10 protein-coding genes are annotated in these 13,350 nt (G+C 71.8%); 4 read left to right on the top strand and 6 right to left on the bottom strand.

What is annotated here, in order from left to right; all coding sequences use genetic code 11:
* Positions 1 to 56: 56 nt before the first annotated feature.
* Positions 57 to 1,118 (top strand): sulfotransferase, encoded by a 1,062-nt coding sequence (locus MMA15_RS10230; RefSeq protein WP_241058795.1) that lies wholly within the window; start codon positions 57 to 59, stop codon positions 1,116 to 1,118.
* A gap of 151 nt (positions 1,119 to 1,269) precedes the next feature.
* Here the strand turns inward: MMA15_RS10230 and MMA15_RS10225 are convergent, their stop codons facing one another.
* The 6 genes from MMA15_RS10225 to MMA15_RS10200 all read right to left on the bottom strand — a co-directional run bounded on the left by MMA15_RS10225 (position 1,270) and on the right by MMA15_RS10200 (position 9,459).
* Positions 1,270 to 2,160, bottom strand: a complete 891-nt coding sequence (locus MMA15_RS10225) for a TauD/TfdA dioxygenase family protein (RefSeq protein ID WP_241058794.1) — start codon at positions 2,158 to 2,160, stop codon at positions 1,270 to 1,272.
* Positions 2,161 to 2,254: 94 nt separating this feature from the next.
* Positions 2,255 to 3,841, bottom strand: a complete 1,587-nt coding sequence (locus tag MMA15_RS10220) for an FAD-dependent oxidoreductase (RefSeq protein ID WP_241058793.1) — start codon at positions 3,839 to 3,841, stop codon at positions 2,255 to 2,257.
* Positions 3,838 to 5,634, bottom strand: a complete 1,797-nt coding sequence (locus MMA15_RS10215) for a prenyltransferase/squalene oxidase repeat-containing protein (RefSeq protein WP_241058792.1) — start codon at positions 5,632 to 5,634, stop codon at positions 3,838 to 3,840. The genes MMA15_RS10220 and MMA15_RS10215 overlap by 4 nt, the downstream gene beginning before the upstream one ends.
* Positions 5,628 to 6,884 carry a UbiA family prenyltransferase gene (locus tag MMA15_RS10210; protein WP_241058791.1) on the bottom strand — a complete coding sequence of 419 codons (1,257 nt, stop codon included), beginning with the start codon at positions 6,882 to 6,884 and terminating at the stop codon, positions 5,628 to 5,630. Before MMA15_RS10210 ends, MMA15_RS10215 begins: the two co-directional genes overlap by 7 nt.
* Before the next feature lie 28 nt (positions 6,885 to 6,912).
* Positions 6,913 to 8,043: an aminotransferase class I/II-fold pyridoxal phosphate-dependent enzyme gene (locus tag MMA15_RS10205; protein ID WP_241058790.1), complete on the bottom strand. Its 1,131-nt coding sequence runs from the start codon at positions 8,041 to 8,043 to the stop codon at positions 6,913 to 6,915.
* A gap of 462 nt (positions 8,044 to 8,505) precedes the next feature.
* Complete coding sequence (locus MMA15_RS10200) at positions 8,506 to 9,459, bottom strand: MerR family transcriptional regulator (RefSeq protein ID WP_308290533.1); 954 nt, start codon at positions 9,457 to 9,459, stop codon at positions 8,506 to 8,508.
* Positions 9,460 to 9,691: 232 nt separating this feature from the next.
* On the opposite strand from MMA15_RS10200, the gene MMA15_RS10195 reads away from it, so the two are divergent.
* From MMA15_RS10195 to MMA15_RS10185, 3 genes are read left to right on the top strand one after another with little or no spacing between them, the layout of a single operon-like run.
* Positions 9,692 to 11,368 (top strand): flavin-containing monooxygenase, encoded by a 1,677-nt coding sequence (locus tag MMA15_RS10195; RefSeq protein WP_241063121.1) that lies wholly within the window; start codon positions 9,692 to 9,694, stop codon positions 11,366 to 11,368.
* Complete coding sequence (locus MMA15_RS10190) at positions 11,368 to 12,570, top strand: alpha/beta fold hydrolase (protein ID WP_308290532.1); 1,203 nt, start codon at positions 11,368 to 11,370, stop codon at positions 12,568 to 12,570. Before MMA15_RS10195 ends, MMA15_RS10190 begins: the two co-directional genes overlap by 1 nt.
* A complete protein-coding gene (locus tag MMA15_RS10185; RefSeq protein ID WP_241058789.1) occupies positions 12,479 to 13,309 on the top strand; it encodes an SDR family oxidoreductase in 831 nt (276 codons plus the stop codon). The genes MMA15_RS10190 and MMA15_RS10185 overlap by 92 nt, the downstream gene beginning before the upstream one ends.
* Positions 13,310 to 13,350: the final 41 nt, after the last annotated feature.

Raw genomic sequence — 13,350 nt, 5'->3', positions numbered from 1 at the left:
GAGGACTTGACGCGTCGAACGTGGACTTCGTGCTGTAGCTGTAGGGGACGGGCTGGATGGACACCACGCCGGACACCACGCCGGATGCTTCGGCCGGGCGGGGGCGGGCCTCCGGGACGCTGACCTTCGTCGTCGGCACCGGACGCTGTGGCTCGACCGCGCTGTCACGCGTGCTACGACTCCACCCCGATGTGCTCAGCGTGAGCGAGCTGATCGCCTCCGTCGAACCGGGCGCACTGCCCGAACAGCCCCTGACCGGCAAGGAGTTCTGGCGGCTGCTCGCCACTCCCAGGCCCTTCGCCGACCGCATGGTGCGCGAGGGGACGCCGCTGCCGGAGCATCTGTACCCGGGCGTGCGGGGAGGCCGGTTCTCGGCGGCCGACGGCGGCATCCCAGCGCTCTGCCTGACCACCCTGCCGCATCTCACCGACGAGCCGGACGCCCTCTTCGACGCGCTGGAGCCGGTGCTGGCGGGACGTGAACTCGCTCCCGCCGCGGACCATTACCTGGCGCTCTTCGACGAACTGGCACGCATGAGCGGCGGCAGGCGGGCCGTCGTCGAGCGGTCGGGCTTCTCGCTCACGGCCGTGCCGAGGCTGCGGGCCGCCTTCCCCGAGGCCCGCTTCGTCCATCTGCACCGCTACGGCCCCGACTGTGCGCTCTCCATGAGCAGGCACGCGGGATTCCGGCTGCTTCGCATGGCCGCGCAAGCCGAGGACGGCAGCCCCGAACAGGATCTCGCCGCCGCCCTGGGCGAGTTGACGGCGGACGACTCGTTCGACCTGCGTGGCGTGCTGGAGCGGCCCGTACCCGTGGAACGGTTCGGCGAGCTGTGGAGCGGCATGATCACCGAGGGTCTTCAGCAGCTCGCGGAGGTGCCGCCTTCGCTGCGTGCCTCGCTCTCGTACGACGAACTGCTCGACGCGCCGGAGCCCCGACTGACCGCGCTCGCCCGGCACATCGGCGTCGAGCCGCACCCCGGCTGGCTGCGGGAGGCGAGTGCGCTGCTCGACGGAGACCGCCGGGGCGCGGCGCGGGCGCTGCCGCCGGAGGAGCTGGCGCGGCTGCGTGAGAGCTGCGCGCCCGGGATGCGGGCGCTCGGCCAGGACCCGGCCTGAGCGTCGCGGTGTGGGCGGCAGCGTCAGCGTCCGGTGTGGGCGTCCGGCGTCAGCGTCGTGGTGTCGGCGGTGAGTGCCGCGGCGTCACGGTCGGGTCTCCCCGGGCACTGCCTTCCCGGTAGCCACTGCCTTCTCGACAGCCACCGGGTTCTCAGTAGCCGCTGCGTGCGTTGACCCGGCGCGGGTAGTAGCGCTCGTCGCCCCGCCGCTCGTAGGGCTTCCAGCGGGGCGCGTCGCCCGTGGGGTGGTCGCCGAGCACGGTGACGCGCTGGCCCCTGCGGTACTCCTGGTAGTCGTTGATCGCGAGATGCTGAGTGGCCCGGTTGTCCCAGATGGCCACCGCGCCCGGCTCCCAGCGGTAACGGCAGTTGAAGCGCGGCGACTCGGAGTGCTCGAAGAGGTACTGGAGCACCGCGTCGCTCTCGTTCCGGCTGAGCTGCGGAATGTGCGAGGTCCACATCCGCGTCACATACAGCGAGCGCCGTCCCGTCTCAGGATGTACGCGTACGACGGGGTGTTCGGCGGACAGCGTCCCGACTTCCGGCGCCTGAAGCACATGCACGGCCGTGAGCCCGTCCAGCATCTCCTTGAACGGGTCGGAGAGCGTCTCGTAGGCGAGGTACTGGTTGCTCCACATGGTGTCGCCCCCCGACTCGGGGCAGGTGACGAGATGGAGGATCGAGGCGACCGGCGGGTTCGGGCTGAAGGTGACGTCGATGTGCCACTCGTCGGCCTTGCCGCCTTTGTCCGACTCGATGAGGGTCACTTCGGGATGGCTCTCCAGCTTCGGCAGGAAGGGATGCACTTCGACCTCCCCGAAGCGCCGTCCGAGTGCGACGTGCGCCTCGGGGGTCAGTCCGGACTGCCCGGGGATGAACAGCACGAGGTGGCGCAGCAGCAACTCATGGATGCGGGCGAAGAGTTCGTCGTCGAGCGCGGTGAGGTCGACGCCGTGCAGCTCGGCGCCGATCGCGCCGGACACGGGCCGTACGGACATCTCCTGCGGGTCCTTCTGGTCCTTGGGGTCGAGGGCGGCGTTCACGGATTCTCCGTTCTGCGGGGCGAGTTGACGGGGCGGGGTTGTCTGGGAGGAAGACCGGGGCGAGAAGTACGGGAGGGCGGGTCGCGGGGGCGCCTCACTCCTGCGGTACGCGATGGGCGCGGGGGTCGGGCAGCAGACCGAGCTGTTGCAGCCGGTCCAGCAGCGTCAGCGGTCGGGGGCCGAGCCCGGCCATGTTGTACGTGACGGTGTGCAGCAGCCGGGGGTTGGCGCCGGTGCAGCGCACCGCGCGGCGGCCCAGCACCCGTCCGGGCCAGGCGAGTTCGGTGACCATGCGGGCGGCCTTGTCGCTCGTGCTTGCCGCCTGCGCGAGCACGGGCAGCCGTTCCGACTCATAGCCGTGCAGGGCCTCGTCGACGGCGGCACGAGTGAGCCGCTCCGTCTGCTCCGCCGTCGCCGTCCCAGTCGCCGTCCCGGCCGCGGGGGCCGTCTCCGTCGTCCTCTTCTGCGCCGACGGTTTCGCCGACGGCCTTACGGGCGGGGCGAGTCGGGCCGCGAGCTGTTCCGCCAGGGCCGCGGCGCTGGTGATCGCCGCGTTCATGCCCTGCGCGGCCATGGGGTGTACGGCGAACGCCGACTCGCCGACGAGAGCGAGCCCCGGGGCTGTCAGCCGCTCGGCGAGGAACCGGCCGACGGGGAAGAGTTGACGGGTGTCCGCCGCCGTGGACACGGCATCGGCGAGCGGCTCCAGCGCGGGCACCTCACGGACCGCGTCCGCGCCCCAGCGTGCGAACCCGGCACGGTCCAGACCGCGCAGCTCACCCGGCCGTGCCTGGACATAGAGGCGTATGCGCCCGCCGGGCAGCGGATAGACCAGCCGCAGCCCGCGGTCGGTGAGATACGCGGAGAAGTCCTCCGGCCGCATGGGCGGATCGGCCAGCTCGAACGAGACCAGCCGGTGCGGATAGTCGCGGCGGGTACCGCCGATGTCCGCGGCGCGGCGCAGACGGGAGCCGATGCCGTCGGCGGCGACGACGAGCGGGGCATGTACGTCCCAAGTGCCGCTGCGGGTACGGCCGTCGGCCCGGTGGGCGTCGTCACCGTCGTCGCCGTCCGTGTGGGCGCGGCCCCGCCCGTCGTCGAGGCGTACCCCGACGACCCGTCCGGTGTCGTCGCGCAGTGCCTCGACGACCCGTACCCCTCGGCGTATCTCGACGTCCGGACCCAGCCCGGCGGTCAGCGCCTCCAGGACGGCGAGATGGTCGTGTGCGAGCAACGAGCTGTCGGCGGGCGGTAGTCGTCCGTAGTCGAGCGTCATCACGGGCCCGCCCTCCGGGTCGCGCACCACCAGCCGCCCGAGTCGCAGCGCGCCGTTGCGAGTCAGCAGCCGGTCGGTGCCCCAGCGGCGCAGCGCACGGAGCGCTCCGGGTTGCAGCACCTCGCCCTTCGCGACGGGCCGCGGGCTGCGCTGCTTGTCGACGACCAGAACGCGCAGCCCGATCGCGTTCAGCGCGCGGGCGGACGCGAGACCGCCCACTCCGGCGCCGCACACCACCACGTCGTAGTCGCCGCGGTGGCCCGCGTCCCGTTCGTTGTCCTGTCCGTTGTCCCGTCCGCCGTTCGATCCCTGGACGCCTCGGCCGTCGTTCGTCGCGTGCCCGCCGTTCATGCCTTGTCCGCCGTTCACGCCCTGGCCGCCGTTCGTGCCCTGGCCTTGGTTCATGCCGTACCGGCCTCCTTCGTACGGTCCGGCGCGTGTTCATGCCCGGGGTCGCCGTCCAGGGCGGCGCGGAGACGGGCCAGGGAGCGCAGCGCCAGGCCCGAGGCGATGCCGTCGTCTGCGTAGCGTGAGCAGTGGCGGACGTACTCGTTGACGGGCGCTCCCTGCCAACTCCCGTCCGTGCGCTGCCAGTCGGTCAGCCGGCGTGCGGCTGCGGCAACCGGCTCGCCGTGTGGATCGGCGCCCGCGGCGAGGAGCGCGTGCAGCGCCCAGGCGGTCTCCTCGACGGTGCCGGAACCGGTGCCCGCGGCGTCTCGTGAATCCGCTCCGGCGGCCGTCGCCGGGTCCTCCTCGTCCGGCGTCGCCCAAGAGCCGTCCTCCGACTGCGTGTTCAGCAGCCGTTCCCTCGCCCGCCGCCCCGTCGGCCCGTCGCCGAGTCCCGCGCGGCTGAAGGTCTCCAGCACCACGGAGGTGCCCGCCGTCCGCCCGCGATACCACATCGCCTCGTACGATCCGTCCGGGAGCTGCACACGGCTCAGCCACCGCAACGCCCTTACCACCCGGCGGTCTTGGGGACTCGCCCCCTGGTCGAGCAGCGTCCGTACGGCCTTCGCCGTCATGTGCGGGCAGGGCCCGAAACCGCCCGGCTTACTGCCTCGTACGGCCAGGCTCCAGGACCCCGACGGATCCTGCATCGCCGTCAGCCACTCGACGCCACGCCGTGCGTGTACGTCGCCGGCGCCGCCAGGCATGCGCATCAGCGCCGAGCCGACCTCCGCGGTCTCCAGCGCCATCGGCCAACTGTGCGCGCTGGAGAAGCCCCAGTAGCCGGGAGGGCAGCCGAGCGCCGCGAACGGCTCGTTCTGCTGCCGTTCGCGGAACATGGCACGGGTCGCCTCCAGCCGAGGGTCCTCGGCGTGACCGGCCTCCAGCAGCGCCGACGTGGCGAACGTGGACCACGTCACGTCGAGCGGCATCAGATCCCAGCCGCCCTCGCAGGGCTGCGCCATCGCACGCAGCCTTCGCGCCGACGCACGGGAGATGTCGGGTGCCAGACCCGAGCGGGCGATGCCGAGCGAGATCAGGCTCGTCAGCCAGGGGTCGGTGCTGAACTCCCCTGTCGTGCCCTCGCGTTCGTACGCGTCACGCACCACCCGCAGCGCCTCGCGCCGGGCCCGGCCGTGGAAGGGGGCGAGCAACGGCGGCGGCGGTCGGTGTGCGGACTGGGCCAGCGCCATGCTCGCGAAGATCGGGAGCCGGAGGCTGAGCATCCTGCGCGCCGGGCCGCGCAGCAGGATCAGCTCCAGCGGCAGTCTCGGCAGCGACGCCACGTCCCCGGCGCCCGACAGCGCGTCGAACTGCCGTACAAGACCGGTCATCGTCGGTTCGGGAAGCGCCTGCGCACCGCCGAGCCGCTTGACGAGGCCCTCGCCCGCCCGGATCGCGGACTGCGCACGCCCGAGGGCGGTCAGCCGCAGCGCGGCCGTCGCGGCGGCCGTGGCCAGCAGCTCGGTGGGGACACCGGCCATCGCCCAACCGCCGTCGGGGCGCTGGGACTTCAGCAGCCGGGCCACGGCGGCGCCGACGACGCCGTCGTGAGCGGTGCCCTTCTCCCGGCCCCGTTCCTGCGCGTCGTCCGCGTGGTGCAGGGCTATGAGGGCGGCGGCCGTGTTGGCGGGGGAGAAGCGGCTGCCGCCGGGGTCGAACACGCCGTCCGCGCGCTGCCGGGCGAACAGCGCCTCGCAGCCCGCGTCGACCGACTCCCGTATCCGCCCGGCGAGTCGAGGGCTCAGCATGATGTGACATCACCTCGCAGATCCCGTACAGGGCTCGAATGCGCCACGGTGCCGTCCGGGCCGGGGAACTCATGGCGCGAGCGCATCCGCGACTGCGCGACCAGGCTGAGGCCCAGCAGCGGAACGACGATCAGCAGCGCGGGCAGCGGCCCCCAGCCGCAGGCCAGCAACGCGCCCGCCAGCAGCATCCGTTCGGCCACCAGCACCTCGTGCGCCCGCAGGGCACGCCGGGGATCGAGTGCCTCCGGGGCGCCGCTCTCGCCTTCGCGTAGCAACGGTAAGAACGCCACCGCACCGCAGGCCACGGCACCGAGCAGCAGCGCCAGCGACAGCGCCATGGACGACGAAGACGCTCCGAAGCCCTCCCCGGCTGGGGTTTCCACCTCACCGACCGACAGCGCCGCTACGGCAGTTGCGAGCGCCGCCGCATGGAGCGCGGCAGCCGTACGGACCGCGGCACGCACCCCTCGCCGTACCGGCAGGGTCAAGCAGCCGCCCCGGCGGTCCCCCTCCACGTCGCGCAGGGCGCCCACCAGGTTCGAGGCGGTGTCCTGAGCGAAGAACGCCCCCGCGAACAGCAGGACTTGCCACGACGGCAGGTCAGTCACGGTCATGGCGCCGAAGACGACCGTGGTCGCGGTCAGCGCTCCCCGTACGGCGTTGCCGGTCAGCCCGCGCCCCTTGAGCAGCCTGCTGTAGGCCACGATGCCGAGCATGGCCACGCCGAAGAGCACCACCGTCCGCCAGTTGACGGATGCGGCGGCGACGGCGGCTGCCACGGCACAGCCGACGCCGCAGACCAACGCCGTGCGGGGGCTCAACCGCCCTGACGGCAGCGGGCGTTGGGGCTTGCTGATCGCATCGAGTGCACGGTCGAACCAGTCGCCGAGGTAGTGACCGCTCACCCAGCCCAGGGTCGGCGCCGCCCATGCCACCAGCAGCCGTCCCATGGTGGCGGGGCCTTCGGTCCCGGCGTCGCCGCTGCTCAGCGCCGCTCCCGTGAGGCCGACGAGTCCCGGATAGGCGAGGGTGTACGGCCGCCAGGTCTCGATGTGCGCCTTGCAGGCCCGGACCGTCCGCCCGCCTGTGCTTCCCGAACTGTCCGAGCTGTCCGAGCTGTCCGAGCTGTTCGTGCTGTTCGTGCTTTCCGTCGTGCTTCCTGCCGTGGTGGCCGTGCTCCCCGTCGCGTCGTCCCGGGTCCCGGGGCCTGCCACCGGCGTGGATATGTGTTCCAACTCGTGCGCTGTCATCGCTTCCTGTCCATGGACAGCCGCGCGTTCACGGAACGCCACCGCCCTCGCCCTGGTCGTCCGTGAAGCTCTGGTCGTCCGTGAAGCCCTGGCCGCGCGTGACGCCGTGGCCGTCTGCGCCGCCGTGGCCGCGCGAACCGCCGCCGCCGTCGACGCCGTTCGTCCGGTCGCCGCCGAACTTGCCCGCCAGGTCGGCGAACGCGTCGTTCGCCTCCCGCTCCGCGACGGTGACCCGTACGCCCTCGCCGGGCTTGCCGCAGACCAGCACGCCGTGGTCCGCGCAGAACTGCGTGAAGGTCTCGACGCCCTCGGTCATCGGCAGCCACAGGAAGTTGGCCTGGCTGGGGCTCACCCGCCACCCCAGCTCCAGCAGCCTCCCGTACAGCCGCTCCCGCTCCTCGACGGTCGCCTCACAGCGGCGCCGGAACTCCGCCTCCTCGGCGAGGGCCGCCTGCGCCGCGGCCTGTGCGGTGTTGCTCACCCTGATGAAGGGCTGAAGTCCGCGCAGCGGGGCGAGAGTTCCCGCCCGCCCCACGACGTAGCCGACGCGCAGGCCCAGCAGCCCGTACGACTTGGAGAACGTACGGACCACACAGACCCGTTCATCCTCCCGGTAGAGCGTGACGCCGTCGGCGGCGCACTCGTCGCGTACGAAGTCCCGGTACGCCTCGTCGACCACGACCGTCACGCCGGACGGCAGCCTGTTCAGGAAGTCCTCCACGTCCGAGTGCCGCAGCGCCGTGCCCGTCGGGTTGTTGGGGTGGCACAGCACCACCACACGGGTCCGGTCGGTGACGGCGTCGGCCATCGCGTGCAGGTCGTGGGAGTCGTCGTCGCGCAGCGGCACCCGGACCGTGGAGGTGCCCGCGTTGGACGCGAGCATCGGGTACGCCTCCCAAGAGGGCCAGGCGTGCACGATCTCCGCGTCCGGTCCGCCGCCCGCGCCGGGCCCCGTCAGTCCGCTGAAGAGCTGCTGCAACAGGGCGGCGGAGCCGGGGCCCACGAGGACGTCGGGGGCGGGCACGCCGAGCCGCTCGGCGATCCGGCCCGTCAGGCCCGTGGCGAGCGCGTCGTTCGTGCGGTGCGAGTCGGCCGCCGCCTCCTGAACGGCCCGCAGCACGCGCTGCGTCGGCGGGAAGAACGTCTCGTTCAGCGACATCTGGTGCAGGACGGGCGCAGATCCGATAACCGGCTGCATTCTGTTCCAGCCGTCTTCTTCGTCCATTTTCCGTCCAATCCGAAGAGAGTCGGCAGAGAGCCGTCGGAGTAATTCCGCCGGCCCGCGCATGAGACGCCGCGAAGGGGCGGATGCCGATTCTGACCTCTGAACGCGCCACCGTCCAACGGCAGTTGACGCCCCGCCGGACCAGGCATGGGACTTCCTTCGCGCAATTCCCTTATCGGGTCCCGAGGTCTCCGCGCGTTGCGCCCGTATTTGTTTGCGCCGGGCCTGCGGACCGGACGGATCGAATTTCCCGTTGAGCAGCGGGGCGGGTGGCCGCGAGCCGAATACGAGGGGGACCGGCGTGCCCGCGGGCGGGCATCGCATGACCGTATCTGCCCGTACGGGCGGGCAGTCGAGCTGCGGCGCTGCGCCGCTGCCCGGCCGCTGCCCGGTAGTTCAGTCCGTGGCCGAGTCGTCCTCCGCGGCGGCGTGATCGCCTGTGGTCCCGTCGGTCGCCTCGGCCCCGTCGCCGTTCGTGGCCGCCCTCGTGCCGGACGCGCACTGGGACATCCAGTGCTCGACCTCCGCCTGTACGCGCCGGTCCAGAGCCAGCCCCAACTCGGCCTCCACGACCTGCTTCGCGAGCGGACGAAGCTGTGTCAGCAGATCGTCCAGCCGCTCCGCGTCGAGCCCTTCGGGCGCCTCGGCCTGTTCCCTGGGCAGCAGATGCGTACGGAAGAGGTGAACGAATACGTCCGCGATCCCCTCGCTCTGCTTGCGCAGTTCACGTCCCGCCGAGAGGACGGCGGCGAGCGGAATGCCCTTCTTCACCAACTCCGACGAAGCGTCCAGCAGCCGGCGGCTGACATGTACGAACTTCTCCCCGTCCACGGCGATATAGCCGATGTCGAGCGAGGCGGCGAGATTCTCGACGGTGACCTCGCCCTGGTAATAGTCCGCGAGCTCCTCCGGCGTCAGCCGGATCGGCGTCTCCTCCGCGAACTTCGAAGTCAGGATGGACTTTTCAAGGCCGAGCAGTTCTGCGGTCCCGTGACTGTCGCGCCCGCTTTCGAACGCCGTGAGCAGGTCCGCGATGCCGCCGAGGGTGTGCCCGCGCTCCAGCAGCCCGGCGATGGTGCGCAGCCGCGCCAGATGGTGCTCGTTGTAGTACGCGACGCGCCCCTCGCGGCGCGGCGGCGGCAGCAGCTTGCGCTCGCGGTAGAAGCGCAGGGTGCGGGTGGTGATCCCGGCCGACTCGGCCAGTTCGGCGGCCCGGTACTCCCGCCCGCCTCCGGCACCCGCTCCCGACGCCGCCGGACCGGCCGCCGGTTGCGCCTCTGGCTCGGCGTGACCGGCCCCGCCCGGACCCTCCTGGCCCGCACTCCGCGCTCGCTCTCTGTCCTCGGTCACCGTGGCAGCTTAACCAGGGGCATCGGGCGCCCGTACGCCTGTGTGCAGTGCTCTGCCCTGAGCCGCCCGTCGGCTCCTGCCCCCGCACCCCACCCTGCAACCGGCGGTAACTTCCCTTGCGCACCCCCTACCCATCGGTATCTCTCTGCCCTACGCTCCAACCGTGCCAGTAATCACTGGCGTGGTAACTGGCAAGGCACTGGCGGAAGCACGGACCCCGGGAGGCGGCGGCATGGCGGCCGAGCGCGAGCACGAGCACGTAAGGGTGGCGGTGATCGGATCCGGATTCGGCGGCCTGGGGGCCGCCGTACGGCTGCGCCGCGCCGGAGTCACCGACTTCGTCGTCCTCGAACGCCGCAAGGCGGTCGGAGGCACCTGGCACGACAACACCTATCCGGGATGCGCCTGCGACGTCCCGTCGCATCTGTACTCCTTCTCCTTCGCGCCCAACCCCGAGTGGCCGCGCACCTTTTCGGGCCAGGAGCACATCCGCGCCTACCTGGAGGACGTAGCGGACAACTTCGGGCTGCGGCAGCACATCCGCTTCGACTCCGAGGTCGAGCTGATGAGCTGGGACCCGGAGGAGCTGCACTGGACCATCGCAACCACCGGAGGCGACCGGCTGACCGCCGACTTCGTCGTCAACGCGACCGGACCGCTCTCCGACGCCAAGATCCCCGACATCCCCGGTCTTGAGGGCTTCGGGGGCAAGGTCTTCCACACCTCCCGCTGGGACCACGACTACGACCTGCGCGGCAAGCGCGTGGCCGTCATCGGCACGGGCGCCTCCGCGATCCAGGTCGTACCCGCGATCCAGCCGAAGGTCGGACGGCTCACCCTCTTCCAGCGCACCCCGGCATGGGTGATGCCCAGGGCCGACCGCGAGATCAGCGCCCTGGAGCGCAAGCTGCACGCCAGGGTGCCCGCCACGCGCTATCTGAGGCGTCAGATCCTCTGGGGCATAAGGGAGTTGCAGGTCTCGGCTTTCGCCAAGCACCCGAAGATGCTGGGCCTCATCGAAGGGCTCGCCACGAGCCATATGAAGCGCGCCGTGAAGGACCCCGTGATGCGGCGCAAGCTCACCCCCGACTACCGCATCGGGTGCAAGCGGATACTGCTCTCCAACGACTACTATCCGGCGCTCGCCAAGCCCAACACCGAGCTTGTGGCGTCCGGTCTGAAGGAGATCCGCGGCAACACCCTCGTGGCGTCGGACGGCACCGAGGCAGAGGTGGACGCGATCATCTTCGGCACGGGCTTCCATGTGACGGACATGCCGATCGCACAGCGCGTCAAGGGCGCGAACGGCATGACGCTCGCCGAGTCCTGGGCGGAGGGGATGGAGGCGCTGCGCGGCTGTTCCGCCAGCGGCTTCCCCAACTTCATGACCGTCATCGGCCCCAACACCGGCCTGGGCAACAGCTCGATGATCCTCATCATCGAAGCGCAGCTCAACTACATGGTCGACTACGTCAAGAAGCTGGAGACGCTCGGTGGCGAGGCGGGCAAGGTCGCCTTCGACGCCCGCCCCGAGGCCGTCACCGCCTGGAACCGCCACATCCAGGACCGGATGCGGCGCAGCGTGTGGAACACCGGCTGCGACAGCTGGTACCTCGACGCCAACGGCCGTAACACCACGGTCTGGCCGGGCACCACCTCCGAGTTCCGCAAGGTCACCAGGGAGGTGCGGCTTGAGGAGTACGAGGTGCGACGGCAGCCGGCGCCCCCAGGCCCTGCCGCCGGAGGCGACGGCTCCCGTGCCGCGAATGCCGGGAGCGCCGACTCCCGTAACGGGGCCGGTCGTTCGAAGGGCGCACGCACCGCGACGGCCCGCAGCACCGGGGCCGTGCCGGGCAAGTCCGGACGCAGCGCGGCCACGGCCGCCTTCCACGCGGCGGAGGAGGGCTGATGGCACGTCTGACCGCGTCCATGGGCAGGACACCGGGACCCTACGATCCGCCGCCCGCCGCAAGGGAGTTGACGGCCACCTCCGCCGACGGCGCGAGGCTCCACGTCGAGGTCCACGGGCACGACACGGACCCGGCGGTGGTCTTGATACACGGCTGGACATGCTCCACGGCCTTCTGGGCCGCCGTCATCAGGGAGCTGACCGCGAGCGGCCACCGGGTGATCGCCTACGACCAGCGCGGCCACGGCCGTTCACCGGGCACCGCCGCGCACACCTACCGCCCTGACGCCCTCGCCGACGATCTGTGCGCCGTACTGGACACCGCCCTCAAGCCGGGCGAACGAGCGGTGCTGGGCGGCCACTCCATGGGTGCGATGACGCTCATAGCCGCGTCCGGGAGGCCCGAACTGCGTGAGCGGGCGGCGGCCGTGCTGCTGTGCAACACCGGTGCGCACCGGCTGACGGCCTCGGCACGCGTCATACCGCTGCGTTCGGAGCGGGGACGCGAGCGTGCGCACCGCTTCCTGCTGCTGTCGAAGCTGCCGCTCGGGCCCGTGACACCGCTGACCAGGAAGGCGCTGAAGTACGGCACGATGGGCCCGGATTCGCCGCCCGAGCAGGTCGAGGCCGTCGCCCGCGTCGTGCACGCCTGCCGGCCGCGAGAGCGCGGGGCCTGGGGCGCGATGCTCGCGAAGCTGGACATCGCGGAGAGGGTGTCCGCGATCAGCGCTCCCACCGAGGTGATCACGGGCACCGCCGACCGGCTGACTCCGCCCGCCCTCGCTCATGAGCTGGCCGACGCGCTGCCCCGCTGCACCGGCTTCCACGAGCTGCCGCGCCGTGGGCACATGACACCCGTGGAGACTCCGTCGGAGGTGACCGGGGTGCTGCGCAGGCTCGTACGGGAACACCTCGCGGCTAGCGCGCAACCGGCAGCGGGGACGGACACGGACACCGCCACGAGCCCAGCCGGCCCGGCGGCGGCCCAACGAGCCCTACGAGCACCAAGAACGAAGCCGACACCCGTACCCGGGAGAAGGAGGAGACCCCGTGAGCCGTCGTCGGAGCCTGCAGGGCCAGGTCGCGGTCGTCACCGGAGCGGCCCGCGGGGTGGGCGAGCTGCTGGCGCGGAAGCTCTCCGCGCAGGGCGCCAAGGTCGCCCTGATCGGCCTGGAACCGGAAGAGTTGAGGAAGGTGAGTGACTCTCTGCGCACGGAGTCCGCTCACTGGCACGGCGACGTCACCGACCACGAGGCGATGACGCGCATCGCGGACGAGGTCGGGGAGCGCTTCGGCAAGGTCGACATCGTGGTGGCCAACGCGGGCGTCGCCAGCGGCGGTCCGTTCACCAACTCCGATCCCGTCTCGTGGCGCCGCGTCATCGAGGTCAACCTCCTCGGCAGCGCCGCCACCGCACGTGCCTTCCTTCCCCGGCTCATCGCCTCCCGCGGCTACTTCCTCCAGATCGCCTCCCTCGCCGCGATCACACCGGCGCCGATGATGAGCGCGTACTGCGCGTCCAAGTCGGGCGTCGAGGCGTTCGCGCACTGCCTCAGTGCGGAGGTCGCCCACAAGGGCGTGAGGGTCGGCGTCGGCTATCTCTCCTGGACCGACACCGACATGGTGCGCGGCGCCGACGAGGACGACGTCATGCGCGACCTGCGCAAGCGGCTCCCCTGGCCCGCGAACCGCACCTATCCGCTGGGCCCGTCCGTGGACCGCATCGTGGCCGGGATCGAGCGCCGCTCCCGTCATGTGTACGGGCAGTGGTGGCTGCGCGGCATGCAGGGCGTCCGCGGCTATCTGCCGCCCGTCATCGGCACCGTGGGGCAGCGCGAGATGCGCCGCTTCGAGCCCCGCCTCGCCGAGGGCGACTCCCGTACCGGGCTGGTGGGCGCGGGGGGCGCGGCCGACGAGGAGGAGCGCGCGGCCAGGAGGTAGGCCCCGCCCCGAGGAGGGCTCAGGCGCCGAAGCCGAGGGGC

Origin of the sequence: Streptomyces marispadix (assembly GCF_022524345.1) — a bacterium.
Taxonomy (GTDB): domain Bacteria; phylum Actinomycetota; class Actinomycetes; order Streptomycetales; family Streptomycetaceae; genus Streptomyces; species Streptomyces marispadix.
This window is presented reverse-complemented; position numbering and strand designations above follow the sequence as displayed.

Excerpts from the sequence above, each read along its gene's own strand:
- MMA15_RS10210 (WP_241058791.1), bottom strand. The coding sequence starts at position 6,884 with ATGACAGCGCACGAGTTGGAACACATATCCACGCCGGTGGCAGGCCCC.
- MMA15_RS10205 (WP_241058790.1), bottom strand. The coding sequence starts at position 8,043 with ATGTCGCTGAACGAGACGTTCTTCCCGCCGACGCAGCGCGTGCTGCGG.
- MMA15_RS10220 (WP_241058793.1), bottom strand. The coding sequence starts at position 3,841 with ATGAACCAAGGCCAGGGCACGAACGGCGGCCAGGGCGTGAACGGCGGA.
- MMA15_RS10230 (WP_241058795.1), top strand. The coding sequence starts at position 57 with ATGGACACCACGCCGGACACCACGCCGGATGCTTCGGCCGGGCGGGGG.
- MMA15_RS10215 (WP_241058792.1), bottom strand. The coding sequence starts at position 5,634 with ATGCTGAGCCCTCGACTCGCCGGGCGGATACGGGAGTCGGTCGACGCG.
- MMA15_RS10195 (WP_241063121.1), top strand. The coding sequence starts at position 9,692 with ATGGCGGCCGAGCGCGAGCACGAGCACGTAAGGGTGGCGGTGATCGGA.
- MMA15_RS10190 (WP_308290532.1), top strand. The coding sequence starts at position 11,368 with ATGGCACGTCTGACCGCGTCCATGGGCAGGACACCGGGACCCTACGAT.